Source organism: Pseudomonas sp. 5Vm1k (assembly GCF_056161485.1).
Window position 1 is genome coordinate 317489 of record NZ_JBSPCZ010000001.1, and the last position, 24995, is coordinate 342483.

The window sequence follows — 24995 nt, forward strand, 5'->3', positions numbered from 1 at the left end:
CAGGCAACATTTCTATCGACTGACACACCGCTTTCGCGAGCAAGCCCGCTCCCACATTTTGATCTGTGTTGAGGCTTAAACCGCCATCGGCGCGGTCATCGGCGCGTGGTGCTGATAACCCTCAAGCGAGAAATCGCTCGGCTCGATCAGCTCCAGCCATTCCGGCTGATAAACACCGGTCTCGGCAAACGCCGGCACACGCTCACTGATCACCAGTTTCGGCATCGGGAACGGCTCGCGGGTGAGCTGTTCATTCAGCATGTCCAAATGGTTTTCGTAAACGTGGGCATCACCGATGAAATAGGTGAACCAGCGCGGCGTGTAGCCGGTCAGGCGCCCGATCAGGCTCAGCAGCGCGGCGCCTTCGGTGAGGTTGAACGGCGTGCCCAGGCCCAGATCGTTGGAGCGGATGTAGAGGGTCAAAGAGATCTCTTTGGTCTCGACATTCGGGTGGAACTGGTACAGCAGATGGCACGGCGGCAGGGCCATTTCATCGAGCTGGGCAACGTTCCAGCCGTGGAACAGGATGCGGCGGCTGCCCGGGTCCTTAATGATGGTGTCGACGCATTGGCGGATCTGGTCGATCGCCTTGTACAGCACCACATAGGCCTGACCGTCTTCTTCGCCTTCAGCGATCTGGCGATAGCCTTGGCTCAAAGTCTGCTCGATGGCGGCTTTGTTGCTGACCGGAATCTGCTTGTACGCCGGCCATTTGCGCCATTGCACGCCGTAGATTTCGCCGAGGTCGTCTTCGCCCTGACGGAACGGGTTAGCCAGCCACTGCGCGTTTTCGTTGGCGTTCTGGTCCCAGACCTTACAGCCCAACGCACGGAATTCGGCGGCGTTGTTCACGCCACGCAGGAAACCGCACATCTCGCCGATGGCCGATTTGAAGGCCATCTTGCGCGTAGTGATCGCCGGGAAACCTTCCTTCAGGTCATAACGCAGCATCGCGCCAGGGAAGCTGATGGTGTTAACGCCGGTGCGGTTGGCTTGCTTGGTGCCGTTCTTGATGACGTGAGCCACCAGATCGAGATATTGCTTCATGAGTTACCTGTGTCCTTGAACCCGGGAGCCGTCGCCCCCGGGATTCGAATTTATACCGCCGCCGCTGGCGCCGCCGGGGCGCGATGATAAGCCAGCCAGATCAGGAACAGACCGGCGAGCACCATCGGTACGCACAAAACCTGACCCATGGTCAGCCAGCCCCAAGCCAGATAGCCCAGTTGCGCGTCCGGTACACGGACGAATTCGACGATGAAACGGAAGATGCCGTAGAACAGCGTAAACATCCCGGACACCGCCATGGTCGGCCGCGGCTTGCGCGAGAACAGCCAGAGGATCAGGAACAGCGCAACGCCTTCCAGCGCAAACTGATACAGCTGCGACGGGTGACGCGGCAGCTGCGCCGGATCGCTGAACGGCGGGAAGATCATCGCCCACGCCACGTCGGTCGGCTTGCCCCACAACTCGGCGTTGATGAAGTTGCCGATGCGCCCGGCGCCCAGGCCGATCGGCACCATCGGTGCGACAAAGTCCATCAACTGGAAGAACGACTTGTTGTTCTTCTTGCCGAACCACAGCGCCGCCAGCATCACGCCGATAAACCCGCCGTGGAACGACATGCCGCCCTTCCACACTTCGAAAATCAGCGTCGGGTTGGCCAGGTACGCGCTCAGATCGTAGAACAACACGTAGCCCAGGCGGCCGCCGACAATGACCCCCATCGACATCCAGAAGACCATGTCGGAGAGTTTCTCCTTGGTCCAGGTCGGGTCGAAGCGGTTCAGCCGACGGGACGCCAGCAGCCAGGCGCCGCCGATGCCGATCAGGTACATCAGACCGTACCAGTGGATTTTCAGCGGACCGATGGCCAGGGCCACCGGGTCGATCTGCGGGTAAGGCAGCATTGCGACTCCTCGTTAGAGTTGAAACCTTCAAAATTCCCGGGGGACGCTGTCACCTCAGGATTAAGCCAGGATTGCGATCCGCGTCAGAGCAGGAAATTCAGGCCCACGCAGAACAGCAAAGCGGCGAACAGTCTTTTGAGCAAGCGCGGCGACAAGTTGTGCGCCAGTCGCGCACCGAAGCGGGCGAAGAACATGCTGGTCAGGGCGATCCCCAGCAACGCCGGCAAATAAACAAAACCGAGACTATGGGCTGGCAACAACGGATCGTGCCAGCCCAGAATCATGAAAAATAATGCACTGGACACGGCAATCGGCAAGCCGCAGGCCGATGAAGTCGCCACCGCTTGCTGCATCGGCACGCTGCGCCAGGTCAGGAACGGCACGGTCAACGAACCACCGCCGATCCCGAAAATCGCCGAAGCCCAGCCAATCACGCTGCCTGCCACGGTCAGACCGACTTTGCCCGGCACCGTTCGGCTGGCCTTGGGTTTGAAGTCCAACGCGAGCTGAACCGCCACTATCAGCGCGAATACGCCGATGATCTTCTGCAAATGCGGGCCGGAGATCGCCTCGGCGGTCAGCGCACCGAAACCGGCACCGATCAGAATGCCGAGGGTCATCCAGGCGAAAATCGGCCAACGCACGGCGCCACGGCGGTGATGCTCGCGGATCGCATTCACCGAAGTAAAAATGATTGTCGCCAGGGACGTACCGACGGCCAGGTGCGTGAGGATCGACGGATCGAAGCCTTGCAGTTTGAAACTGAACACCAGCACCGGGACGATGATGATCCCGCCGCCAACCCCGAATAGCCCGGCCAGCACGCCCGCACAGGCGCCCAGCGCCAGATAGAGCAGAAATTCCATGGCCGTCTTCCCATGCATCGCGAAAATAGGAGCGGCATGGTAACGGATGCATGGCCTCCAGCTCTACTGGATGGCGATGGATGCGCGAGCAATGTCTGCGTAGAGTGAGCAAAAAACACACAAGGACCACCTTATGTGCCTGATTGTTTTCGCCTGGCGCCCGGGCCATGCCCAGCCGCTGATCGTGGCGGCCAACCGCGACGAATTCTATGCCCGGCCTACCCAGCCCCTGGCGCAATGGCCGCACGCGCCCCATGTGCATGCCGGCCGGGACCTGGAAGCGGGCGGTACCTGGCTCGGTGTCGGGGCCAACGGGCGATTCGCCGCCCTGACCAATATTCGCGATCCTCATCAGCCGCCGTCGCCTCGATCACGCGGTGAACTGGTGGCAGGCTTTTTGAGCGGCGAGGTGTCGATTGATGACTATTTAGGCGACGTTGTCAGCCGTTCCCGGGAATATGCCGGGTTTAACCTGTTGATCGGCAACACAAATGAGTTGTGGCACTTCAATGCCCGGGAAACCGAAGCGGTGATGCTGGCGCCCGGGGTCTACGGATTATCGAACGCGGGACTGGATACGCCGTGGCCGAAAGTGCTCAAGGCCAAGGCTGCGTTGAGCGAACTGCTGGACGATCCGCAGCCTGAGGCGTTGCTGGCTATTTTGGCTGACTCGCAGACAGCGTCGTTTGCCGATTTGCCGGATACCGGGGTGGGTTTGGCCACCGAGACTTTATTGTCGAGTGTGTTTATTGCCAGCCCGACTTACGGGACGCGGGCGAGTACGGCGTTGATTGTTCGGGCGGACGGGTCGAGGCATATGGTCGAAAGGAGTTTCGGGCCGTATGGCGGGCATTTGGGGGAAGTGGATATCAGGGTTTAAAGGCCAGGATATAAATTGTGGCGAGGGAGCTTGCTCCCGTCCGGCTGCGGAGCAGTCGTAAACCGGCCAATGCGATCTTTCTGAAAGAACGCATTGGCCGGATTGGGAGCGCTTCGCACTCCAGCGGGAGCAAGCTCCCTCGCCACAGGGCGATCAGCCTTTCAGAGGGTCTTGGCCGAAGCCGGATTAACCATCCGCGCCAACCCAAGGTTCTTAAGCGCCAATTGCAGCGAACTGTGGATAACTTGCGGGTTGTCGATGGTCATCAACTCCGCCAGCAATTCCTTGGCCTTGCTCAGGTTGATCTGACGCAACATCCACTTCACCTTCGGCAAGTTGGTGGCGTTCATCGACAGGCTGTCAAAGCCCATCGCCATCAACAGCACCGCCGCTGCCGGGTCGCCGGCCATCTCGCCGCAGATACTCACTGGCTTGCCTTCGGCATGGGCATCACGCACCACGTTCTGCAAGGCTTGCAGCACCGCCGGGTGCAAGTAGTCGTAGAGATCGGCCACTCGCGGGTTATTGCGGTCCACGGCCAGCAGATACTGGGTCAAGTCGTTGGAGCCGACCGACAGGAAGTCCACCATCCGCGCCAGCTCCTTGGTCTGGTACACCGCCGCCGGAATCTCGATCATCACGCCAATCGGCGGCATCGGCACGTCGGTGCCTTCGTCGCGGACTTCGCCCCAGGCCCGGTGAATCAGGTGCAGGGCTTCTTCCAGCTCATGGATGCCGGAGATCATCGGCAGCAGAATCCGCAGGTTGTTCAGGCCTTCACTGGCCTTGAGCATCGCACGGGTCTGGACCAGGAAGATTTCCGGGTGGTCGAGGGTGACGCGAATGCCGCGCCAGCCGAGGAACGGGTTGTCTTCCTTGATCGGGAAGTACGACAGCGACTTGTCACCACCGATGTCCAGGCTGCGCATGGTCACTGGCTGCGGGTGGAACGCGGCGAGTTGCTCGCGGTAGATCGCCAGTTGTTCTTTTTCACTCGGGAAGCGCTGGTTGATCATGAACGGCACTTCAGTGCGGTACAGACCGACGCCTTCAGCGCCACGCTTCTGCGCCCGCGCTACGTCCGCGAGCAGGCCAGTGTTGACCCACAGCGGCATGCGGTGGCCATCGAGGGTCACGCATGGCAGATCGCGCAGGGAGTCGAGACCGAGCGCCAGTTGCTTCTCTTCTTCCACCACCTCGGCGAACTGTTTGCGCAGCACGTCGCTAGGGTTGGTGTAGACCTCGCCGCGATTGCCATCGACGATCAATTCGATGCCGTCGACCTTGGCGTATGGCAGGTCGACCAGGCCCATCACCGTCGGAATGCCCATCGCCCGAGCGAGGATCGCGACGTGAGAGTTACCCGAGCCGAGGACCGAGACCAGACCGACCAACGTGCCTTCCGGCACCTCACCGAGCATCGCCGGCGTCAGCTCTTCGCTGACCAGAATGGTTTTTTCCGGGTAGACCAGGCTCTGCTGGCGCTCTTCCTGCAAATAGGCGAGCAAACGGCGGCCAAGGTCCTTGACGTCCGATGCGCGCTCGCGCAAGTAAGCATCGTCCATCAGTTCGAAACGATTGACGTGATCGGTAACCACCTGACGCAACGCGCCCTGGGCCCATTGACCAGTCTTGATCACGGTGGTGATTTCGCTGCCCAGCGAGGCATCGTCGAGCATCATCAGATAAACGTCGAACAGCGCGCGCTCTTCAGGACGCAACTGGGTCGCGAGCTTGGCGGACAGGGCACGCATGTCGGCGCGCACGCCCTCGATGGCGGTCTTGAACAGCCCCAGTTCGGCGTCGATGTCGGTGATGGTCTTGTCCGGCACCACATCCAGATCGGCTGGCGGCAGCATGACCACCGCGGTCCCGACCGCCGCGCCGGGCGAACCCGGTACGCCGACGAACTTGGCTTCCTGGATGCCTTTGCCCTGGCGGCCAAGACCACGGATCGAACCGGTGGCCTCAGCGTGGGCGATAACGCCGGCCAGTTGCGCACTCATGGTCACGAGGAAGGCTTCTTCACCTTCATCGAACTGGCGGCGCTCTTTTTGCTGAATGACCAACACGCCGACGACGCGACGGTGGTGAATGATCGGTGCCCCGAGGAATGAGGCGTAGCGTTCTTCACCGGTCTCGGCGAAGTAACGGTAGCGCGGGTGATCCGCGGCGTTTTCGAGGTTCAGGGGTTCTTCACGCGTGCCGACCAGGCCAACCAGACCTTCGTTGGGTGCCATGCTGACTTTGCCGATCGAGCGCTTGTTCAAGCCCTCGGTGGCCATCAGCACGAAGCGGTTGGTTTCCGGGTCAAGCAGGTAGACCGAGCAGACCTGGCTGCCCATGGCCTCTTTGACGCGCAACACAATAATCCCCAACGCCGCCTTGAGATCCTTGGCGGAGTTAACTTCCTGGACGATCTTGCGCAGCGTATTGAGCATGGCTCGGGGTCGAACTCCGTCGTCAGTCGCGCGCTAAAAGGCGCGGGGCAAGCTCTTTGAGAGCGCGTCGATACACCTCGCGCTTGAATGTCACCACCTGGCCCAACGGATACCAATAGCTGACCCAGCGCCAGCCATCGAATTCCGGTTTACCGGTCAAATCCATCCGCACCCGCTGCTCGTTGGAGATCAGGCGCAGGAGAAACCATTTCTGTTTCTGGCCGATGCACAGCGGTTGGCTGTGGGTACGGACCAGACGTTGCGGCAAACGATAGCGCAACCAGCCCCGGGTGCAGGCGAGAATTTCAACATCTTCGCGCTCAAGACCCACTTCTTCGTTCAACTCGCGGTACAAGGCGTCTTCCGGCGTCTCCTGGGGGTTGATCCCACCCTGTGGAAACTGCCAGGCATCTTGATTGATACGGCGAGCCCATAGCACCTGGCCGGCATCATTCGTGAGAATGATCCCGACATTGGGGCGGAAACCATCGGGGTCGATCACGGCAACAACCTCGCAAACGCATGTCGCCGCATTGTTCCACAAAGGTTGTGATAGCAGCAACGAGCCGGCCTACCTTATGTGCACTCTTGTGAAAAGTCCGTATTCTGGACGCCTTTCTACAGACTTTTCAGCGAGTAACTGCAATGCGGCTGGCTTTATTCGACTTGGACAACACGCTTTTGGGCGGTGACAGTGACCACGCCTGGGGCGATTACCTGTGCGAACGCGGCTTTCTCGATGCCGTGACCTACAAGGCGCGCAACGACGAGTTCTATCAGGACTACTTGGCGGGCAAGCTGGATAACGCCGAATACCTGAACTTCTGCCTGGAAATTCTCGGCCGCACCGAGATGGCCACCCTCGATCAATGGCATCTGGACTACATGCGCGACTGCATCGAACCGATCGTGCTGCCCAAGGCCCTCGACCTGTTGGCCAAACACCGCGAAGCCGGCGACAAACTGGTGATCATCACCGCCACCAACCGCTTCGTCACCGGGCCGATCGCCCAGCGTCTGGGCGTTGAAACCCTGATTGCCACCGAATGTGAAATGGTTGATGGTCGCTACAGCGGGCGCAGCACCGACGTTCCATGCTTCAAGGAAGGCAAGGTGACGCGGCTGAATCGCTGGCTGGAGGAGACCGGGTATTCGCTGGAAGACAGTTATTTCTACAGCGACTCGATGAATGATTTGCCATTGTTGGAGCAGGTGGCGAATCCAGTGGCGGTTGATCCGGACCCGAATCTGCGGGCTGAAGCGCAGAAGCGCGGTTGGCCGGTGATGTCTCTGCGCGACTGAAGATCAAAAGATCGCAGCCTTCGGTAGCTCCTACGGGTGTACGCAAAACCATGTAGGAGCTGCCGAAGGCTGCGATCTTTTAGGGTTAAACCGGCTTGGCGCCCATCAACCCTGCAATCGCGATAAAACAGACAAAACTGAACAACGCCAACGCAAAGGTAAATTTACCCACGCCACCCGGCGCCTTGCGCAGTTTGTTAAGGCGCACCAGCAACCAGAACCATGCCAGCGCCGCCACGGTGTAGAGCACGCTCGAGGCGAGAATCCAGGTTTGCCCCAGCGGCCAACCCACCAGATGCACCATCCACCAGCCAGTAAACGGCATGCTCAGCAACGCCAGGCCCATCAGCAGCCAGACGAACACTCGAGGCCGCTGCAACGTGCGACTTCCCGCCGTTGCGTCACCCTTGCGCCGCGCCAGCCCGACCCAGATCGCAAGCCCCAGCGCACTCACCAGCAGCAACACCGTTGCCACCACATGCGCCACTTTCAGGGCGGTTAACGTTTCCATGGTTCGATTTCCTTATGACGTGCCCATCAGCGTAGCCGCTCAGCCGAGAAACAGTTTGTAGGCCGGGTTGTCGCTTTCATCCCAGTACGGGTAGCCGATTTCTTCCAGGGCCGCAGGCACCAGATGACGTTCCTCGTGGGGCACTTGCAGACCGGCAACCACGCGACCATCCGCGGCGCCGTGGTTGCGGTAGTGGAACATCGAAATGTTCCAGCGCCCGCCCAGTTTATTGAGGAAGTTGAACAGCGCACCCGGACGTTCTGGAAATTCGAAACGCAAAATCACTTCATCGACCACATGCGCCGCGCGACCACCGACCATGTGGCGGATGTGCAGCTTGGCCAGTTCGTTGTCGGTCAGGTCCAGCACCGGGAAACCCTGCTCGCTCAGACTGGCGATCAGCGCACTGCGCGGATCGTTGTCCGGGTGGGTCTGCACGCCAACGAAGATGTGCGCTTCGCTGCCGGTGTTGTAGCGGTAATTGAATTCGGTGATCTGGCGCTTGCCGATGGCTTCGCAGAACGCCTTGAAGCTGCCCGGTTTCTCGGGGATCGTCACGGCGATGATGGCTTCGCGACCTTCGCCCAGCTCGGCGCGTTCGGCAACATGGCGCAAGCGGTCGAAGTTGACGTTGGCGCCGGAGTCGATGGCCACGAAGGTGTGACCGGTGACGCCATTCAGGTCGACGTACTTCTTGATCCCGGCCACGCCCAAGGCGCCGGCAGGCTCGGTGATCGAGCGGGTATCGTCGTAGATATCCTTGATCGCCGCGCAAATTTCATCGGTGCTGACGGTGATCACGTCATCAACGTAGTCTTTGCAGATATCGAAGGTGTGCTGACCGATCTGCGCCACCGCCACGCCATCGGCAAAAATGCCCACGGTCGGCAGAATCACCCGCTCGCCGGCGGCCATAGCGGCTTGCAGGCAGTTGGAGTCGTCCGGTTCAACGCCGATGATCTTGATTTCCGGGCGCAGGTATTTCACATACGCCGCGATGCCGGCGATCAAACCGCCGCCGCCCACCGGGACGAAAATCGCATCCAGACGGCCAGGGTGCTGACGCAGAATCTCCATGGCCACCGTGCCCTGCCCGGCAATGGTGTGGGGATCGTCGTAAGGGTGGATGTAGACGTAGCCTTTTTCGTCAACCAGTTTCAGCGAGTAAGCCAGGGCTTCAGGGAACGAATCGCCGTGCAACACCACTTTGCCGCCACGCGAGCGCACGCCTTCGACTTTGATCTCGGGAGTGGTCTTGGGCATCACGATGGTCGCCTTCACGCCCAACACCTTGGCCGCCAGGGCCAGGCCTTGCGCGTGGTTGCCCGCCGACGCGGTGACCACGCCGCGCGCACGTTCTTCATCGCTCAACTGGGTCAGCTTGTTGTAAGCGCCGCGAATCTTGAACGAGAACACCGGCTGCAAGTCTTCGCGCTTGAGCCAAATATTGTTGCCCAGCCGCTCGGAGAGCTGGCGAGCAGTCTGCAATGGGGTTTCTACGGCAACGTCATAAACGCGCGAGGTGAGGATCTTTTTGACGTACTGTTCGAGCATCGGAAAGCATCACTGAGCGGGTTGGGCAGGGCCAAGGAGTCTAACCCGGCTTTCGGGCGGGCGACCACACTAAACAGGTGGTTTTAACTTCATGGACCTGTAGGAGCGAGGCTTGCCCGCGAAGGGGTCGTTACATCCAACATAAATGTTGGCAGTTAGATCGCTTTCGCGGGCAAGCCTCGCTCCTACAGGTAGCGGTCGCAGGTAATGGTCACGGCCTGCCAATCGGCCAATGACCTTCCCCGCCCCGAAGCCTATAATGCCGGCCTTTCCGTTCTCCCCTTGCCCGCTTCGGAGCCCGCATGACCCAGGATCAACTCAAACAGGCAGTGGCCCAGGCCGCCGTCGACTTCATCCTTCCGAAACTCGACGACAAGAGCGTCGTCGGTGTCGGCACCGGCTCCACCGCCAACTGCTTCATTGATGCACTGGCCAAGCACAAGGGCGCTTTCGATGGCGCGGTCGCCAGTTCCGAAGCCACCGCCGCGCGCCTCAAGGGCCACGGCATTCCGGTGTATGAACTGAATACCGTCAGCGACCTGGAGTTTTACGTCGATGGCGCCGATGAAAGCGATGCGCACCTGAACCTGATCAAGGGCGGCGGCGCAGCCCTGACCCGCGAGAAGATCGTCGCGGCCGTGGCCAAGACCTTCATCTGCATCGCCGACGGCAGCAAACTGGTGCCGGTGCTCGGCGCGTTCCCGCTGCCGGTGGAAGTGATCCCGATGGCCCGCAGCCACGTGGCCCGCGAGCTGGTGAAACTGGGCGGCGACCCGGTTTACCGTGAAGGAGTGCTGACCGACAACGGCAACATCATCCTCGACGTGTTCAACATGCAGATCACCAACCCGGTGGAGCTGGAGACGCAGATCAATGCGATCGTCGGCGTCGTCACCAACGGTTTGTTCGCGGCACGTCCGGCGGATTTGCTGTTGCTGGGCACGAGTGAAGGCGTGAAAACCCTCAAGGCCTGACGCATTACCCCGTAGGAGCGAAGCTTGCTCGCGAAGAGGCCGTAACAGTCGACTGAGATGTTGAATGTTATGGCCTCTTCGCGAGCAAGCTTCGCTCCTACGGGGAATAACAGTGTCGGTTAGGGCTGTGCTGGTTTTTTGAAGGTGTAGAACAGGTTCGGTTCGCTGACCAGATACAACGTGCCATCGTCATCCATCGCAATCCCTTCCGCCTGCGGCACAGTCTTTTGCAGCCCCTGGCGCCCCTTGTTCAGGGACATCGTGCTCAGCGGTCGCCCATCCACATCCAGTTCCATGATCAACCGCGACTCATCGGACAGCGCCATCAAGTGGCCGCTGCGCTCGTCGTATTGCAGGCTCGACAGGTCTCGCACAAACATCCCGGCATCGCGTTTGGGGTTGTTGACGACGTGTACGGCGTAGGATTTTTCCGGGTTGTAATGCGGGAAGCCCTGCACTTCGTAGATCAGCATCGGGTCGCGCTCCTTGGCGACAAACAGGCGCTTGCCCACCGAGTCGTACGCCAGGCCTTCGAAACCCTTGTTGCCGCTCATGTGCACACCGAGGGTCATCTGCTCGGCGTCAGCGGCGTCGAGGAAAGTGGTGTCCTTCTCCAGGTGAATCTTGATCAAGCGCTGCTGGCTTTCATCGGTGACCACGTAGGTGTCAGCGCTGATGAACTCCACCGCTTCCGGATCGCCGAAGCCGATCAGCGAGACACGCCGCAGGATCTTGCCATCCAGGGACAGCTCAATCAGCTCGGCATTTTTGTTGGTCACCGTGAACAAGCTTTTGCGCACCGGATCGTAGGTCAGCGCCGAGACGTCATCGTCCAGCCCGTCGATCACTTGCGCCTCGATCACCACCCGATACTGGTCCAGGCCAATGGAACGCTCGCTTACCGGCTGCCATAGCGTATGCAGATTGAACCAGGCGCGTTCAAACAGGCGCAGGTACTGACCGACCGCGACGAGCACGATCAGCGCAATCACTGACAGGAGCAAAATCAGGGGTTTGGGACGGGCAAGTCGACGCATTCAGGCAAGCTCGAAAACAGGGCGGGCGGATGAAATACCACGGCCATCTGAATTCAAGCTTAATGGCCAGTGGCCTTGGACCACAACTGTGGGAGCGAGCCTGCTCGCGATGGCGATCTCAAGGACGCCTTCGCCGGCAAGCCGTGCTCCTACAGGTGTGTTCCGCGCAGCGAGCGGTTACTTCTGTTTTTCGAAGCGATAAAACAGATTCGGCTCGCTGACCATGTACAGCGTGCCCGCTTCGTCCATGGTCACGCCTTCCGCGCGGGGAATGGTTTTCTTCAGGCCGTTGAAACCACCCAGCAGGGTCATGAAGCTGACCTGCTCACCCTTCTCGTCCAGCTCCAGCAACAAGTGCGAGTCGGCGGACAGCACCAGGGTGTGCCCGGTGCGTGGGTCGATGGCCAGGGCCGACAGGTTGCGGATGTCCAGTTCATTACTGGCGAGCTTCTGCTTGTCGCCCTTGAGGGTCTGGCTGCCATCGCTTTTCCAGCTGAACAGCGCTGGCGGACGCTCTTCACCGAGCAACAGTTGCTGGTTGCGCGGGTCCCAGACGATGGCTTCGAACGCCTTGTTCTGGTCTTTCGACGGACCCAGGTCGTATTTCGGGAAGTCTTCGCGGTGCAGTTCGCGGGTGGAGGCATCGACCTTGATGATCGACAGCATGTGCTCGCGCTCATCGGTGATGGCCAACAGACCATTGCCCATGACCGTCACGCCTTCGGGGTTGATCCAGCCCACCAGCGGCATCTTGCGCAGCACGTCGCCCTGCAAGGTCAGCTCGACCAGGAACGGGTTCTTGCCCATGACCGAGAACAGGGTTTTGGTCTGCGGGTCGTAGGACAGGTCCGACGCCTCGTCCTTTTCCATGCCCGGCAGCAACTTGGCGTCGATCACCGCGCGGTAATCCGGCAGCCATACACTCTGCTGACGCTCGGCCGGGGTTTCCAGACGCTCGCGCACCCACAGCACACCGCGGTCATCCCAATGCATGGCAAACGCCAGGCCATAACCCGCCGCAATCACCAGCAACAGCCAGTAATACCAGCGCATCAGGAATCGTGGACGACGAGGGGTTTGCAGAGTCGGGAGCGGTTGCGTGGCCATCAGGGGATGCGTTCCAGAAATTCAGGCTAAGGGTAATAGCACAAACGGGCAGGCTCAGACGCCAGGAACCGAGGAATTATCCAGACAGGATGTGAAAAAAACGGGAAATGGCAGGAAAGCCATGTGCGGGCAGACTTGGACTGTGGGCAGGATCACAAACCAATGTGGGAGCGGGCTTGCTCGCGAAAGCGATGGGTCAGTCAACATCATCGTTGAATGACACACCGCTTTCGCGAGCAAGCCCGCTCCCACAGGAGGGTTATGCGTGAATCAGCGAACGCTGCTGGTGAAGCTGCTGGCGCCCGGCAATTCCAGCACGATGTCATCACCGACATTCAATGGGCCAACGCCCACCGGCGTACCGGTCAGGATCACGTCCCCGGCCTGCAGCGAGAAGCAGCCGGCCATGTACTGGATCATCGGCACGATCGGGTTGAGCATATCCTTGCTGTTGCCATCCTGGCGCACTTCGCCATTGATGGTCAGGCGAATGCCGATGTCGGTCAGGTCAGCGAAGGTGCTGCCGACCACGAACGGTGCAATCACTGCAGCGCCATCAAACGACTTGGCGATTTCCCACGGCAGGCCCTTGGATTTCAGCTCGGCCTGTTTGTCTCGCAATGTCAGGTCGAGGGCCGGGGCGAAACCGGAGATGGCGTCGAGGACTTCTTCGCGGCTCGGTTTGGTCGACAACGGCTTGCCGATCAACACGGCGATTTCCGCTTCGTAGTGCACCGAACCACGCTCGGTCGGAATGGCAAAACCGCCTTCCAGCGGCACCACGCAACTGCCCGGCTTGATGAACAGCAATGGCTCGGTCGGGACCGGATTGTCCAGTTCCTTGGCGTGCTCGGCATAGTTACGGCCGATGCACACCACTTTTCCCAGCGGGAAGTGAATACGCGTACCGTCGACATACTGGTGCTGATAGCTCATTACCGACTCCTGCCTCATGGATTCTTAAAACTCGCGGCTCACACCGCGAAGATTTTGCCCGGGTTCATGATGCCGTTCGGGTCGAACACTGCTTTGACGGCTTTCATGTACTCGATCTCAACCGGCGAGCGGCTGTAGGTCAAGTAGTCACGCTTGGTCATGCCCACGCCGTGTTCGGCGGAAATCGAACCGTTGTACTTCTCGACGGTTTCGAACACCCATTTGTTCACCGTAGCGCACTTGGCAAAGAATTCGTCCTTGCTCAGGTTTTCCGGCTTGAGGATGTTCAAGTGCAGGTTGCCGTCGCCGATGTGGCCGAACCAGACGATTTCGAAGTCCGGATAGTGTTCGCCGACGATCGCGTCGATTTCCTTCAGGAACGCCGGGACTTTCGATACCGTGACCGAAATGTCGTTTTTGTACGGCGTCCAGTGGGAGATGGTTTCAGAGATGTATTCGCGCAGTTTCCAGAGGTTCTGCAGCTGGGTTTCGCTCTGGCTCATCACACCGTCCAACACCCAGCCCTGCTCAACGCAGTGCTCGAAGGTTTCCAGAGCGTGGTTGGCCACTTCTTCAGTGGTCGCTTCGAATTCCAGCAGCGCGTAGAACGGGCAATCGGTTTCGAACGGTGCCGGAACGTCGCCGCGGCCCATGACTTTGGCCAAGGCTTTGTCGGAGAAGAATTCGAACGCGGTCAGGTCCAGTTTGCTTTGGAACGCGTGCAATACCGGCATGATCGAGTCGAAATCGGTGGTACCGAGGACCATGGCGGTGAGGTTTTTCGGTGCACGGTCCAGGCGCATGGTGGCTTCGACCACAAACCCGAGGGTGCCTTCCGCGCCGATGAACAGCTGACGCAGGTCGTAGCCGGTGGCGTTCTTGATCAGGTCGCGGTTCAGCTCCAGCACATCGCCCTTGCCGGTGACGACCTTCATGCCAGCCACCCAGTTGCGGGTCATGCCGTAGCGAATCACCTTGATCCCGCCGGCATTGGTGCCGATATTGCCGCCAATCTGACTGGAACCGGCCGACGCGAAGTCCACCGGGTAGTAGAGGCCTTTTTCTTCAGCGACGTTCTGCAAGTGCTCGGTAACCACGCCAGGCTGACAAACGGCTGTGCGGTCGGTGAGGTTCACATCAAGAATCTGGTTCATGTAGTCGAACGACACGACCACTTCGCCATTCGCGGCCACTGCAGCAGCGGACAGCCCGGTGCGACCGCCGGACGGCACTAGCGCAACTTTGTGCTCATTGGCCCAACGGACAATGGCTTGGACTTGCTCGGTGGTCTTGGGAAACACGATGGCCGTAGGGGCCGGGGCGAAATGCTTGGTCCAATCCTTACCGTAAGCATTGAGGGAGTCGGCATCGGTCAGGACCTTGCCAGGCTCAACCAGGGTCTTCAGCTCTTCAATCAGGGCAGGATTGGTCATCGACAGAACTCTCGAACAATTCATGGTCATCCTGAGAACGCTTCACGTCGCAGGAATGAGTGTTTAGCGGGGTGCGTATGCTAGCATACCGACCCCGCAGGGTAGTGCCCAAAGGCTATTCTGCGGTGACGGCGTTCCTGCCGTTCGGGTCAGCTCTGGGCTGCGCCCTTCCCTGCCATTTTTCTCCGGGATACAGGTTTACGCAGATGAGCAAGACTTCTCTCGATAAGAGCAAGATCAAGTTCCTTCTTCTCGAAGGCGTCCACCAATCGGCTGTCGACGTTCTCAAGTCGGCTGGCTATACCAGCATCGAGTACCTTACTGGTTCTCTGCCGGAAGCCCAGCTGAAGGAAAAGATCGCTGATGCGCACTTCATCGGCATTCGCTCTCGCACTCAACTGACCGAAGAGATCTTCGATCACGCGAAGAAGCTCGTGGCTGTAGGGTGTTTCTGCATCGGCACCAACCAGGTTGACCTGAACGCTGCCCGCGAACGCGGTATCGCGGTGTTCAACGCGCCGTACTCCAACACTCGCTCCGTAGCTGAGCTGGTGCTGGCCGAAGCGATCCTGTTGCTGCGCGGCATCCCTGAGAAAAACGCTTCCTGCCACCGTGGCGGCTGGATCAAGAGCGCGGCCAATTCCTTCGAAATCCGTGGCAAAAAGCTCGGCATCGTTGGTTACGGTTCGATCGGTACACAACTGTCGGTCCTGGCGGAAGGCCTGGGCATGCAGGTGTTCTTCTACGACACCGTGACCAAGCTGCCATTGGGCAACGCGACTCAGGTCGGTAACCTGACCGAGCTGCTGGGCATGTCCGATATCGTCACCCTGCACGTTCCGGAAACCGCCGCCACCCAGTGGATGATCGGCGAGAAGGAAATCCGCGCCATCAAGAAGGGCGGCATTCTGATCAACGCCGCTCGCGGCACCGTGGTCGAACTGGACGCCCTGGCGGACGCGATCAAGGACAAGCACCTGATCGGCGCGGCCATCGACGTCTTCCCGGTGGAGCCACGCTCCAACGACGAAGAGTTCGAAAGCCCGCTGCGTGGCCTGGACAACGTGATCCTGACCCCGCACATCGGTGGTTCCACCGCTGAAGCGCAAGCCAACATTGGTCTGGAAGTGGCAGAGAAACTGGTCAAGTACAGCGACAACGGTACGTCCGTATCGTCGGTGAACTTCCCGGAAGTGGCCCTGCCGGCTCACCCTGGCAAGCACCGTCTGCTGCACATCCACGAGAACATCCCGGGTGTGATGAGCGAGATCAACAAGGTCTTCGCCGAAAACGGTATCAACATCTCCGGTCAGTTCCTGCAGACCAACGAGAAAGTCGGTTACGTCGTGATCGACGTCGACGCCGATTACTCGGAAATCGCCCAAGAGAAACTGCAGCACATCAACGGCACCATTCGTTGCCGCGTATTGTTCTGATAGTGACTTGAGCGACAAAAAAAGGAGCCCTGAGGGGCTCCTTTTTCATGGGCGCGGTTCTTTATTCCGAGCAGGTCATTTAACGTTGACGGTGATCTTCTTCGACACGATTGGCGGATCGAACGGCATATGGCCGCTGTCACCGAGTTCCAGTTGCAAGGTGTGCTTGCCCGGGGCCAGTTTGACCTCGGCCTGGGTCTGCGCCTTGCCGAAGTGCATGTGGTTGGCGTCCAGCGGAATCGGCGCGCCGGCGGCTGGCAGTTCTTTGACATCAATCAGCAAGTGGTGGTGACCGGTGTTTTTGGTGACGTCGCCGGCCGGGGCGAGGGCCACGTCCTTGACACCGAATTTGACGGTAAAGGTTTCCGGGACGGTGGCGCCGTCTTCGGGAGATACGATGAACACTTGCGCACCTTTGGGCGCCGGAGTCGCGGCGCTGGCCAGCACCGACACACCCATCAACAGGCCAGCCAATGCTGCTCGTGACATAAACGTTTTCATTCTCTTCTCCAGTTTTTCCGTAAAATCCGCGTGGCCGAGACAACTTAACGGCCATTCGTTGTCGAAGGACCTCGACAACCATAGCAAAGCGAGCCTGAACCAGAGCATCGCGATAATGAATTCAAAGGAGTGACCATGCGTTTTTTGCCTGGCCTGATCTGCCTGCTACCCCTTTTGAGCCCTTTGGCTCATGCCGAATTGATTGACGATGTATTTGACCGTGGCGAACTGCGTATTGCTCTTGAGGCTAATACACCGCCCTTCAATTTCAAGGACGACGGCAAACTGACTGGCTTCGAAGTCGAGTTGGGTCAGTTGCTGGCCAATGAACTGGATGTACGCGCCGACTTCGTCGTCACCGACGCCAGCGATCTGCTGCCAGGCGTTGAAACCGGCAAGTACGACGTCGCCATCAACCACATAGCAGTGACCCCGAATCTGAAGGATCGTTTCGACTTCAGCGAACCCTACAGCCACACCGATGCGCAATTGATCGCGCAAAAAGAAGAGCAGCCGCAATCGATGCTGCTGGTACAAACGTTGAAGGAAGAGGCGCCCAAGGCCAGCCAACCGGTGAGCCTGGCGATTCCGTTCCAGAAAGGTAACCCGGCGTTCCACGCCAGCCTCGACAACGCATTGCAGCGGATCAAGGCGGATGGCCGGTTGGAGGCGTTGACGCAGAAGTGGTTTGGGGCGGATACGGGTGTAGAGCCCAAACCCTGATTCCGGGCTGATGAGTAACCTTGTAGGAGCTGTCGAGTGAAACGAGGCTGCGATCTTTTGATCTTGCTTTTAAAAAGATCAAGATCAAAAGATCGCAGCCTCGTTTCACTCGACAGCTCCTACAGGGGTTTTGTGTTGGTCCGTTCTTGTGCGACTAACGCTGCCGCCGCTTGCGGCAACTCCAGCTCACTGAACACTTGAACCCCATGACGCTTGAGCAACGCCGCCGTCACGCCTTCACCGGCGACCTTCACACCACTGAAGCTCCCGTCATAAGTCAGCAAATTCCCACACGACGGACTATTAGCCTTCAAAACAGCAATGCGGATGCCGTGCTTCTGCACCAACTCCAACGCCTGATATGCCCCCGACAGAAACTCCGCACTGACGTCCTCGCCCTCGGTGGTAATCACCGGTGCCTGACCATCCAGCACGTCCCTACCCTGACCACCCGGGATCTCCGCCGCCGCCCTTGGCGTCGGCAAGCCGCCCGCCACTTCCGGGCACAACGGCACCACGCGACTTTCGGTGATCCATTGATCCAACAGATCAAATGGCCCGCTCGCCCCGCCGTCGTAACGCACGCGGTGGCCCAGCAGGCAGCGGCTAACCAGAATCTTTTGCATGATCAGAACGGCTCGTTACCGCGACGGCGGAACCAGCCGGTCAACGACAGGCGATCCCGGGTGGCGGGCAGGACTTCGTGGGGCACTTCGCCCGACAGGAACACCACCAGGCAGCCGCCGGTAGGCACCACATTGTGTTCAACGCCGTCCTTGAGGTACATGCGCAGTTCGCCGCCGTGTTCGGGCAGCCAGCCGTCGTTGAGGTAGATCACCGCCGAAACCATTCGTCGGTCGTCGTCACGAAAACGGTCCACATGCTTGAGGTAGAACGCACCGGGCGGGTACAGGGCGAAGTGGCTTTCGAAATCTTCCAGGCCGAGGAACAACCCGCGATTCATCGCCTCGCGCAGGCTGTCCATCAAGCTCAAATAGCTATCGCACGCCTCGGTTTCGCCGGGTTCGAGCCACTGGATGTGATCGCCCCGGATGCCTTCGCGAATCTCCGATGTCGGCCCACGGCCCACCGCCGCCGGGGCCAATTCGCCCTCGGCCGCACGTTTACGGCACTCAGCCGCCAGTTCCCGGGTCAGACCCAGAGGCAGGAAAATATTCTGCTGCGACCAGCCCTGTTCGGCCAAGTCGTCGACGATACGTAACAGCAGCGGGTGATCAGAGGATATTTGCATGGCGCGCATAGTATTCCTGTGCCTGCAAATCCGACAGAGCCGCGCAGCGGGCTGATACGAATTCTCGACAAGTTCTTGTACCGCACGGAGAATAGTCGCCTGCTGACAGGAGTCCCTATGCGCCGTTTGCTTTTTTCACTGTTGATGCTCTGTGTTTTGCCCGCTTGGGCAGACGGCCACGACCAGTTGTATAAGGTCGCCGGTTGGCCAGATCAACGCGCGCATTTCAACGACGCCCTCTCCGCCGCTCAGCAGCGCTACCAGAACAGCCTGCCACCCGCCGTGTTTCAAGCCTTGGTGAACAACAGCAACCAGCGCTTCGCTCCCCAGGCCATGGACCAGCGCGCCGAGGCGCAACTGCGCAAGACCCTCGCCGACCCGAAACCGGCTCTCGCGTTCTTCCAGACTCCGCTGGGCAAGAAAATCGTCGCCGCCGAATTGCTGGCGACCCGTCGCGATCAACTGGCGAAAAACGCCAAGGGCTTGCCCAAGATTGAAGCCAGCGACACCCGCCTGCTGATCATTGGCCACCTGGCCCAGGCCCTGCCCGCCCGCGAGGCCGGCGCCGAAGTGACCTTGGCAATTGCTGGCGTGGCGGCGGACAGCTTGAGTTCAATGATTCCTGGGCTGCTCGGTGGCGGTCAGGCACCTGGAATGTTGAATGGACAGCGCCAGCGCCTGATGGATCAGATTGGGGCTGACCTCAACAACACGCTGCTCTACGTTTATCGCGACTTGTCGGATACCGAACTGGAAGAGTTCGCCACGTTTGCCGAGTCAACGGAAGGCAAGGCGTATTACCAGGCAGCGCTGGCGGCGATTCGGGCGGGGTTGGCGGTGGGGCAGACGAACCTTAACCAATGATTTTCAGCGTCGGGTAGATCGCCTTCGCGAGCAAGCCCGCTCCCACCTGTTGAAATGCATTCCAATGTGGGAGCGGGCTTGCTCGCGAAGAGGCCCTGACAAACGCTAAAGATTCCGGCCTTTAATCCGCTTCGTCAAAAACCCGAAATACTCCTCCCGCAACGCCACCGTCTCATTCGCCAAATGATGCCGCGCCTCAGGCAGCATCAGCACCTGAGGCCGATCAAACTTGGCTTTCAACACCTCAAGGTTGTGTTCCCAGTCCACCGTCATGTCCGCCTGCCCCTGCACGATCAGCGGCCGCCGCGGACTGTGCGCCGCCGACTCGATCCGCTTGATCCAACGGCCCAACGCCCCCACCCACGCAGTCGGCAACCGCAGCGGTTGCAGCGGATCGGCTTGTAGAAAAGGCAAAAACGCCGGGTCATTGGAGTTCTCGCTGAAGCGCCGGGCGATGCCTTTGACGAAGGGTTTGAGCAGGTAATAACTCAACTGTGACCAGCCCCAGGCCCGGGGCCTTACCAGCGGCGACAACAGGATCACCTGGCCCTGGGCTGGACTGTCCGCCCCCTGGTTGAGCACATGATCAATCACGATCGCCCCGCCGGTGCTCTGCCCGCACAAGTGCCATGGCTGCGGTAAATCCAGGGACTGCGCCTCGGCGAACAAGCCTTGCAAGGTGTCCTGATACTCGGCGAAATCCTTGATGCTCGCGCGTTCGCCGCTGGACAATCCGTGCCCCGGCAAGTCGCAGGCGATCACGGCAAAGCCCTGATCCAGCGCCCACTCGATCACATGCCGATACAGCCCGGTGTGATCGTAGAAACCGTGAAACAGGAACAGCGTCGCCTTCACCCGCTCCGGCCACCAGACCTGGCTGACCACCTCATAACCATCGACCTCGAAACGCCCCAAGCCATGGCGCAAGCTGCGGCCGGGAAAATCCAGTCCATAAAACGTTTGATAAGCCTGGCCCTCCGTCGACAACGGCTGCCACTCGGCCAATGGCCGCAGGCTGGCGCGCAAATGATCGGGATCGAAAGTGGCAGGCATGGTTATTCCAGAACGCGAAACAGACTTTATGGGCCTGCGATATTCATCTGTCGCGGCAAGCATGGCAAGCTGGGCGACCTTCGAGGATTGAAACCCATGCGTCCGGCCTACCGCACAACACTGCTTGCCAGCCTGCTCGCCCTCGTGTGTGCCGGTGTGCTGTGGGCGGCTTACGACTGGTTTCAGGGTCGCTACCTGCGGGCGTTCAGCGAGCACACGGCGGTGTTCTCCGGCGATCCGCTGCGCCTGCCCGATGATCTGGCCGGCCCCGGCGCCATCCGCCTCGTGCATTTCTGGGACCCGGCCTGCCCGTGCAACGTCGGTAATCAGCAGCACCTGACCGAACTGGTTGAGCACTATGTACCGCAGGGCGTTGAGTTTTATGCGGTACAAAAACCCGGCAGCCACGGCCAGTTGCCGAGCACCTTGAGCAACCTGAAAACCATCACCGTACTGCCCGGTTCCGAACAAATCCCTGCCAGCCCGGCGGTGGCGATCTGGGACCGCGCCGGCAAGCTCGCCTATTTCGGCCCGTACAGCGAGGGCCTGACCTGCAATTCAAACAACAGCTTTATCGAACCGATCCTGCAAGCGCTGAACGAAGGTCGCGCGGTGAGTGCGACCCACACGCTGGCGGTCGGTTGCTACTGCCCGTGGGCGGTGGAAGTGAAGTAAGGCATTCCGGACTATTCGAGGACGGCAGTGCCCGGCACAGGAGGTCTGTGCTACATGTTTGCAGCCCACACGGGCGGCAATCGAAGAAGAACAAGGAGTCACCATGAAACGCGTCCTGACCGTACTTGCCTTGCTGATCGTCGTGCTCGCCATCGGGGTTGGCGGGTATCTCTACAGCAAGCAGCCGACGCGCCAGGGCCAGGTGGAGCTGCAACACCTGCAAGGTTCGGTGACCGTGCGCTACGACGAGCGCGGCGTGCCGCACATCCGCGCCGATAACGAAACCGACCTCTACCGCGCCCTCGGCTACGTGCACGCCCAGGACCGCTTGTTCCAGATGGAAGCCATGCGCCGCCTCGCCCGTGGCGAACTGGCCGAGATCCTCGGGCCGAAACTGCTGGACACCGACAAACTGTTCCGCAGCCTGCGCATCCGCGAGCGCGCCGAGAGCTATGTGGCGTCGCTGGATCGTCAGTCACCGGCGTGGAAGGCCCTGCAAGCCTATCTGGACGGGATAAACCAATATCAGGACACCCACGCCGCGCCCATCGAGTTCGACGTGCTGGGCATCCACAAGCGCACCTTCACCGCCGAAGACAGCATCAGCGTCGCGGGCTACATGGCCTACAGCTTTGCTGCGGCGTTTCGCACCGAACCCTTGATGACGTATGTGCGTGATCAGTTGGGTCCCGATTACCTGAACATCTTCGACCTCGACTGGCAGCCCAAAGGCGTGCTGGCCAAGACCCGCGCCAAACCTGCCCCGGCGCTGGCCGCCGGCGACTGGAAAGACTTGAACGCCCTCGCCCGCCTCAGCGAGCAAGCCCTGGCCGATAACGGCCTGCCGCAGTTCGAAGGCAGCAACGCCTGGGTCATCTCCGGCAACCGCAGCAAAAGCGGCAAGCCGTTGCTGGCCGGCGACCCGCACATTCGCTTCTCAGTGCCATCGGTGTGGTACGAGGCGCAACTGTCGGCGCCGGGTTTCGAGCTGTACGGTCATCATCAGGCGCTGGTGCCGTTCGCCTTTCTCGGCCACAACCTGGATTTCGGCTGGAGCCTGACCATGTTCCAGAACGACGATCTGGACCTGATCGCCGAGAAGGTCAACCCGGACAACCCGAATCAGGTCTGGTATCGCGGCAAATGGGTGGACATGGTCAACACCGAGCAACAGATCGCCGTGAAGGGCCAGCCGCCGGTGACGCTGATCCTGCGCCAGTCGCCCCACGGTCCGATCATCAACGATGCGCTCGGCACCGCAGCGGGCAAGACGCCAGTCGCGATGTGGTGGGCGTTCCTCGAAACGCCGAATCCAATCCTCGAAGGTTTCTATCAGCTCAACCGCGCCGACACCCTGGCCAAGGCCCGCGCCGCAGCAGCCAAGGTGCAGGCACCGGGGTTGAACATCGTGTATGCCAATGCCAAGGGCGATATCGGTTGGTGGGCCTCGGCCCTGCTGCCCAAGCGTCCGGCCGGGGTAAAACCCGGTTTCATCCTCGACGGCAGCAGTAATCAGGCAGACAAGGAAGGCTTCTACCCGTTCAGCGCCAACCCCCAGGAAGAGAACCCGGCGCGGGGCTATATCGTCTCGGCCAACTTCCAGCCGGTTTCGCCGACGGGAATGGAAATCCCCGGTTACTACAACCTGGCCGATCGCGGTCAGCAGCTTAATCGCCAGCTCAGCGACAAGAACGTGAATTGGGACAACGACGCCAACCAGAAACTGCAACTGGGCACCACCACCGCCTACGGCCCGCGCCTGTTGGCGCCGTTGCTGCCGGTATTGCGTGAAGTGGTACGCGACCCGGCCGAACTGAAACTGGTGGAGCAACTGGCGCAGTGGCCAGGTGATTACCCGCTGGATTCCATCAGCGCCACGGTGTTCAACCAGTTCCTGTTCAACCTGACCGACGCGACGATGCGCGATGAGTTGGGCAATGATTTCTTCGACACCTTGCTCTCGACCCGAGTGATCGATGCGGCGCTGCCACGCTTGGCCGCCAGCGCGGATTCGCCATGGTGGGACAACCGCAACACCCCGGCCAAGGAAACTCGCGCCGACACGGTGAAAGTGGCGTGGCAGGCGAGCATCGCGCACCTCAAGACCACGCTGGGTGCAGATTTCGCGCAATGGCAGTGGGGCAAGGTGCACACGCTGACTCATGGGCATCCGCTGGGAATGCAGAAGCCGTTGGACCGGATTTTCAACGTCGGCCCGTTCGATGCGCCCGGCACCCACGAAGTGCCGAACAATCTCTCGGCCAGGATCGGCCCGGCGCCCTGGCCAGTGACTTATGGCCCGTCGACCCGGCGCCTGATCGACTTCGCCGACCCGGCTCATAGCCTGACCATCAACCCGGTCGGCCAGAGTGGCGTGCCGTTTGACAGTCACTATGACGATCAGGCGGAGGCGTATATCGAAGGGACGTACTTGCAGGCGCATTTCAGTGATGAAGAAGTGACGGCGAATACGCGGAGTACGTTGAAACTGTTGCCGTCGCGGGCTGCGCAATAGGTTTTTATTGACCGGGCCGACGCCTTCGCGAGCAAGCCCGCTCCCACATTTGAAATGCATTCCAATGTGGGAGCGGGCTTGCTCGCGAAGAGGCCCTCCCAAACACCACACCTCTAAATCCCCCGCCGCACCCTCCCCGGCGCCTCGCCATAAATCTCCTTGAATTTCTTGCTGAACGCCGCTTGTGATTGATACCCCACCTGCAACGCAATATCGCTCAAGCCCAAATGCGACTGGCTCAACAAACTGAACGCCAATTCCATCCGCACTTGCGTCAGCAACACCCACGGTGACACCCCGGCCACCTTCACAAACGAGCGCATAAACGTTGCCCGAGACATGTTCGCGGTTTCGGCCAGGCTTTCGATGGTCCACTCATGGGCCGGATCGGCCAGCATCGCTTGCCAGGCGCGGCCCAGGCGTTTGTCGCCGAGCAGCGCCAGGGTGCCACTCGCCGGGCCCAGCGTGGCCAGATGCGCCCGCAACATCAGGGTGAACAACGCCTGGGACAACGCGTCGAGCAAGAACTTCGCCCCCGCCTGATTGCCCTCCGCCTCACCACGCAACACCGCGACCAACGCCGGCAACGGACCATTAGCCGGAAGCGCGCCGCTGGGGATCACCAAGTACGCGGGCAGCGAAGCAAACAGCAGCGAGGCGCGGTTGTAGTGAAAGGTCCCGCAGAGCATGTCCAGATCCACACTCGCACCGCCGATGCGATGCACAGGCAACGCACCACCACGGATGATCTTCTGCACAGAGGGCGCTACGGTTTTTCCGGGGCTGTGGATCACGTGGGGCGTGCCACCGGGCAGCAGCAGGATGTCGCCGGCGCGCATGGGCAGGCGCTGGCCATCGGGGAATTCCACACGGCAGTCGCCCGCCAGGACGATGTGATAAGGCGCCATGCCCAACGCCTGTTGCTCGTGGGCCAGCGCCCAGTCGCCCTGGAACTGGCAGCGCAAGTCCAGACTGCCGCGCACGTTGGCCAGCGTGATGAGTTTATCGATCGGATTCATTTGAGC

General features: G+C 60.2%; 24 protein-coding genes. 8 read left to right on the forward strand and 16 right to left on the reverse strand.

Going from position 1 to position 24995, the window contains the following annotated elements:
* Positions 1-75: 75 nt before the first annotated feature.
* From ACWIKB_RS01400 to ACWIKB_RS01410, 3 genes are all read right to left on the reverse strand, one after another.
* Positions 76-1047 carry a thymidylate synthase gene (locus ACWIKB_RS01400; RefSeq protein WP_121733222.1) on the reverse strand — a complete coding sequence of 324 codons (972 nt, stop codon included), beginning with the start codon at positions 1045-1047 and terminating at the stop codon, positions 76-78.
* A 50-nt stretch (positions 1048-1097) separates the two neighbouring features.
* Positions 1098-1910 (reverse strand): prolipoprotein diacylglyceryl transferase, encoded by an 813-nt coding sequence (lgt, locus tag ACWIKB_RS01405; protein ID WP_123509784.1) that lies wholly within the window; start codon positions 1908-1910, stop codon positions 1098-1100.
* 83 nt (positions 1911-1993) lie between these two features.
* The gene (locus tag ACWIKB_RS01410; RefSeq protein WP_054044506.1) at positions 1994-2776 is read right to left on the reverse strand and encodes a sulfite exporter TauE/SafE family protein; all 783 of its coding nucleotides are present in this window, start codon (positions 2774-2776) and stop codon (positions 1994-1996) included.
* A gap of 133 nt (positions 2777-2909) precedes the next feature.
* On the opposite strand from ACWIKB_RS01410, the gene ACWIKB_RS01415 reads away from it, so the two are divergent.
* Positions 2910-3656, forward strand: coding sequence for an NRDE family protein (locus ACWIKB_RS01415; protein ID WP_475265024.1), 747 nt, complete (start codon positions 2910-2912; stop codon positions 3654-3656).
* Between the two features lie 161 nt (positions 3657-3817).
* Here ACWIKB_RS01415 and ptsP read toward each other — a convergent pair whose 3' ends face one another.
* Together ptsP and ACWIKB_RS01425 are read right to left on the reverse strand one after the other, a co-directional pair.
* Positions 3818-6097 (reverse strand): phosphoenolpyruvate--protein phosphotransferase, encoded by a 2280-nt coding sequence (ptsP, locus tag ACWIKB_RS01420; RefSeq protein WP_475265025.1) that lies wholly within the window; start codon positions 6095-6097, stop codon positions 3818-3820.
* 22 nt (positions 6098-6119) lie between these two features.
* Complete coding sequence (locus ACWIKB_RS01425; RefSeq protein WP_007897732.1) at positions 6120-6599, reverse strand: RNA pyrophosphohydrolase; 480 nt, start codon at positions 6597-6599, stop codon at positions 6120-6122.
* Positions 6600-6742: 143 nt separating this feature from the next.
* On the opposite strand from ACWIKB_RS01425, the gene ACWIKB_RS01430 reads away from it, so the two are divergent.
* Complete coding sequence (locus ACWIKB_RS01430; RefSeq protein WP_475265026.1) at positions 6743-7399, forward strand: histidinol-phosphatase; 657 nt, start codon at positions 6743-6745, stop codon at positions 7397-7399.
* 85 nt (positions 7400-7484) lie between these two features.
* Here the strand turns inward: ACWIKB_RS01430 and ACWIKB_RS01435 are convergent, their stop codons facing one another.
* Both ACWIKB_RS01435 and ilvA read right to left on the reverse strand, forming a co-directional pair.
* Positions 7485-7910 carry a DUF2269 domain-containing protein gene (locus tag ACWIKB_RS01435; RefSeq protein WP_475265027.1) on the reverse strand — a complete coding sequence of 142 codons (426 nt, stop codon included), beginning with the start codon at positions 7908-7910 and terminating at the stop codon, positions 7485-7487.
* Positions 7911-7949: 39 nt separating this feature from the next.
* A complete protein-coding gene (gene ilvA, locus ACWIKB_RS01440; RefSeq protein ID WP_475265028.1) occupies positions 7950-9464 on the reverse strand; it encodes a threonine ammonia-lyase, biosynthetic in 1515 nt (504 codons plus the stop codon).
* Between the two features lie 302 nt (positions 9465-9766).
* On the opposite strand from ilvA, the gene rpiA reads away from it, so the two are divergent.
* Positions 9767-10438: a ribose-5-phosphate isomerase RpiA gene (gene rpiA, locus ACWIKB_RS01445; protein ID WP_123509777.1), complete on the forward strand. Its 672-nt coding sequence runs from the start codon at positions 9767-9769 to the stop codon at positions 10436-10438.
* Positions 10439-10557: 119 nt separating this feature from the next.
* Here rpiA and ACWIKB_RS01450 read toward each other — a convergent pair whose 3' ends face one another.
* From ACWIKB_RS01450 to ACWIKB_RS01465, 4 genes are all read right to left on the reverse strand, one after another.
* Positions 10558-11475 (reverse strand): SdiA-regulated domain-containing protein, encoded by a 918-nt coding sequence (locus ACWIKB_RS01450; protein WP_475265029.1) that lies wholly within the window; start codon positions 11473-11475, stop codon positions 10558-10560.
* Between the two features lie 177 nt (positions 11476-11652).
* Positions 11653-12582 carry an SdiA-regulated domain-containing protein gene (locus ACWIKB_RS01455; protein ID WP_475265030.1) on the reverse strand — a complete coding sequence of 310 codons (930 nt, stop codon included), beginning with the start codon at positions 12580-12582 and terminating at the stop codon, positions 11653-11655.
* Positions 12583-12852: 270 nt separating this feature from the next.
* On the reverse strand, positions 12853-13518 hold the full coding sequence (locus ACWIKB_RS01460) for a fumarylacetoacetate hydrolase family protein (RefSeq protein ID WP_475265031.1): 666 nt from the start codon (positions 13516-13518) through the stop codon (positions 12853-12855).
* A gap of 38 nt (positions 13519-13556) precedes the next feature.
* Complete coding sequence (locus tag ACWIKB_RS01465) at positions 13557-14951, reverse strand: FAD-binding oxidoreductase (RefSeq protein ID WP_475265032.1); 1395 nt, start codon at positions 14949-14951, stop codon at positions 13557-13559.
* 206 nt (positions 14952-15157) lie between these two features.
* On the opposite strand from ACWIKB_RS01465, the gene serA reads away from it, so the two are divergent.
* A complete protein-coding gene (serA, locus tag ACWIKB_RS01470) occupies positions 15158-16387 on the forward strand; it encodes a phosphoglycerate dehydrogenase (RefSeq protein WP_475265033.1) in 1230 nt (409 codons plus the stop codon).
* 75 nt (positions 16388-16462) lie between these two features.
* Here serA and ACWIKB_RS01475 read toward each other — a convergent pair whose 3' ends face one another.
* On the reverse strand, positions 16463-16888 hold the full coding sequence (locus ACWIKB_RS01475) for a DUF4399 domain-containing protein (protein WP_475265034.1): 426 nt from the start codon (positions 16886-16888) through the stop codon (positions 16463-16465).
* 135 nt (positions 16889-17023) lie between these two features.
* Between ACWIKB_RS01475 and ACWIKB_RS01480 the strand changes: the two genes are divergently transcribed.
* Positions 17024-17611 carry a transporter substrate-binding domain-containing protein gene (locus ACWIKB_RS01480; protein WP_475265035.1) on the forward strand — a complete coding sequence of 196 codons (588 nt, stop codon included), beginning with the start codon at positions 17024-17026 and terminating at the stop codon, positions 17609-17611.
* 119 nt (positions 17612-17730) lie between these two features.
* Here the strand turns inward: ACWIKB_RS01480 and ACWIKB_RS01485 are convergent, their stop codons facing one another.
* Positions 17731-18237: a 2-thiouracil desulfurase family protein gene (locus ACWIKB_RS01485; protein WP_475265036.1), complete on the reverse strand. Its 507-nt coding sequence runs from the start codon at positions 18235-18237 to the stop codon at positions 17731-17733.
* Between the two features lie 2 nt (positions 18238-18239).
* A complete protein-coding gene (locus ACWIKB_RS01490; RefSeq protein ID WP_475265037.1) occupies positions 18240-18872 on the reverse strand; it encodes a 2OG-Fe(II) oxygenase in 633 nt (210 codons plus the stop codon).
* A 108-nt stretch (positions 18873-18980) separates the two neighbouring features.
* Here ACWIKB_RS01490 and ACWIKB_RS01495 point away from each other — a divergent pair, with 108 nt between their 5' ends.
* The gene (locus ACWIKB_RS01495; RefSeq protein ID WP_475265038.1) at positions 18981-19727 is read left to right on the forward strand and encodes a DUF2059 domain-containing protein; all 747 of its coding nucleotides are present in this window, start codon (positions 18981-18983) and stop codon (positions 19725-19727) included.
* A 105-nt stretch (positions 19728-19832) separates the two neighbouring features.
* Here the strand turns inward: ACWIKB_RS01495 and bipL are convergent, their stop codons facing one another.
* Positions 19833-20780 carry a phospholipase BipL gene (gene bipL / locus ACWIKB_RS01500; RefSeq protein WP_475265039.1) on the reverse strand — a complete coding sequence of 316 codons (948 nt, stop codon included), beginning with the start codon at positions 20778-20780 and terminating at the stop codon, positions 19833-19835.
* 96 nt (positions 20781-20876) lie between these two features.
* On the opposite strand from bipL, the gene ACWIKB_RS01505 reads away from it, so the two are divergent.
* Together ACWIKB_RS01505 and ACWIKB_RS01510 are read left to right on the forward strand one after the other, a co-directional pair.
* The gene (locus tag ACWIKB_RS01505) at positions 20877-21455 is read left to right on the forward strand and encodes a DUF6436 domain-containing protein (RefSeq protein WP_475265040.1); all 579 of its coding nucleotides are present in this window, start codon (positions 20877-20879) and stop codon (positions 21453-21455) included.
* 103 nt (positions 21456-21558) lie between these two features.
* Positions 21559-23970, forward strand: coding sequence for a penicillin acylase family protein (locus ACWIKB_RS01510; RefSeq protein ID WP_475265041.1), 2412 nt, complete (start codon positions 21559-21561; stop codon positions 23968-23970).
* Positions 23971-24083: 113 nt separating this feature from the next.
* Here the strand turns inward: ACWIKB_RS01510 and ACWIKB_RS01515 are convergent, their stop codons facing one another.
* The gene (locus tag ACWIKB_RS01515) at positions 24084-24989 is read right to left on the reverse strand and encodes an AraC family transcriptional regulator (protein WP_475265042.1); all 906 of its coding nucleotides are present in this window, start codon (positions 24987-24989) and stop codon (positions 24084-24086) included.
* Between the last annotated feature and the right edge of the window lie 6 nt (positions 24990-24995).

Excerpts from the sequence above, each read along its gene's own strand:
- ACWIKB_RS01400 (WP_121733222.1), bottom strand. The coding sequence starts at position 1,047 with ATGAAGCAATATCTCGATCTGGTGGCTCACGTCATCAAGAACGGCACC.
- lgt (WP_123509784.1), bottom strand. The coding sequence starts at position 1,910 with ATGCTGCCTTACCCGCAGATCGACCCGGTGGCCCTGGCCATCGGTCCG.
- ACWIKB_RS01410 (WP_054044506.1), bottom strand. The coding sequence starts at position 2,776 with ATGGAATTTCTGCTCTATCTGGCGCTGGGCGCCTGTGCGGGCGTGCTG.
- ACWIKB_RS01415 (WP_475265024.1), top strand. The coding sequence starts at position 2,910 with ATGTGCCTGATTGTTTTCGCCTGGCGCCCGGGCCATGCCCAGCCGCTG.
- ptsP (WP_475265025.1), bottom strand. The coding sequence starts at position 6,097 with ATGCTCAATACGCTGCGCAAGATCGTCCAGGAAGTTAACTCCGCCAAG.
- ACWIKB_RS01430 (WP_475265026.1), top strand. The coding sequence starts at position 6,743 with ATGCGGCTGGCTTTATTCGACTTGGACAACACGCTTTTGGGCGGTGAC.
- ACWIKB_RS01435 (WP_475265027.1), bottom strand. The coding sequence starts at position 7,910 with ATGGAAACGTTAACCGCCCTGAAAGTGGCGCATGTGGTGGCAACGGTG.
- ilvA (WP_475265028.1), bottom strand. The coding sequence starts at position 9,464 with ATGCTCGAACAGTACGTCAAAAAGATCCTCACCTCGCGCGTTTATGAC.
- rpiA (WP_123509777.1), top strand. The coding sequence starts at position 9,767 with ATGACCCAGGATCAACTCAAACAGGCAGTGGCCCAGGCCGCCGTCGAC.
- ACWIKB_RS01450 (WP_475265029.1), bottom strand. The coding sequence starts at position 11,475 with ATGCGTCGACTTGCCCGTCCCAAACCCCTGATTTTGCTCCTGTCAGTG.
- ACWIKB_RS01455 (WP_475265030.1), bottom strand. The coding sequence starts at position 12,582 with ATGGCCACGCAACCGCTCCCGACTCTGCAAACCCCTCGTCGTCCACGA.
- ACWIKB_RS01460 (WP_475265031.1), bottom strand. The coding sequence starts at position 13,518 with ATGAGCTATCAGCACCAGTATGTCGACGGTACGCGTATTCACTTCCCG.
- ACWIKB_RS01465 (WP_475265032.1), bottom strand. The coding sequence starts at position 14,951 with ATGACCAATCCTGCCCTGATTGAAGAGCTGAAGACCCTGGTTGAGCCT.
- serA (WP_475265033.1), top strand. The coding sequence starts at position 15,158 with ATGAGCAAGACTTCTCTCGATAAGAGCAAGATCAAGTTCCTTCTTCTC.
- ACWIKB_RS01475 (WP_475265034.1), bottom strand. The coding sequence starts at position 16,888 with ATGAAAACGTTTATGTCACGAGCAGCATTGGCTGGCCTGTTGATGGGT.
- ACWIKB_RS01480 (WP_475265035.1), top strand. The coding sequence starts at position 17,024 with ATGCGTTTTTTGCCTGGCCTGATCTGCCTGCTACCCCTTTTGAGCCCT.
- ACWIKB_RS01485 (WP_475265036.1), bottom strand. The coding sequence starts at position 18,237 with ATGCAAAAGATTCTGGTTAGCCGCTGCCTGCTGGGCCACCGCGTGCGT.
- ACWIKB_RS01490 (WP_475265037.1), bottom strand. The coding sequence starts at position 18,872 with ATGCGCGCCATGCAAATATCCTCTGATCACCCGCTGCTGTTACGTATC.
- ACWIKB_RS01495 (WP_475265038.1), top strand. The coding sequence starts at position 18,981 with ATGCGCCGTTTGCTTTTTTCACTGTTGATGCTCTGTGTTTTGCCCGCT.
- bipL (WP_475265039.1), bottom strand. The coding sequence starts at position 20,780 with ATGCCTGCCACTTTCGATCCCGATCATTTGCGCGCCAGCCTGCGGCCA.
- ACWIKB_RS01505 (WP_475265040.1), top strand. The coding sequence starts at position 20,877 with ATGCGTCCGGCCTACCGCACAACACTGCTTGCCAGCCTGCTCGCCCTC.
- ACWIKB_RS01510 (WP_475265041.1), top strand. The coding sequence starts at position 21,559 with ATGAAACGCGTCCTGACCGTACTTGCCTTGCTGATCGTCGTGCTCGCC.
- ACWIKB_RS01515 (WP_475265042.1), bottom strand. The coding sequence starts at position 24,989 with ATGAATCCGATCGATAAACTCATCACGCTGGCCAACGTGCGCGGCAGT.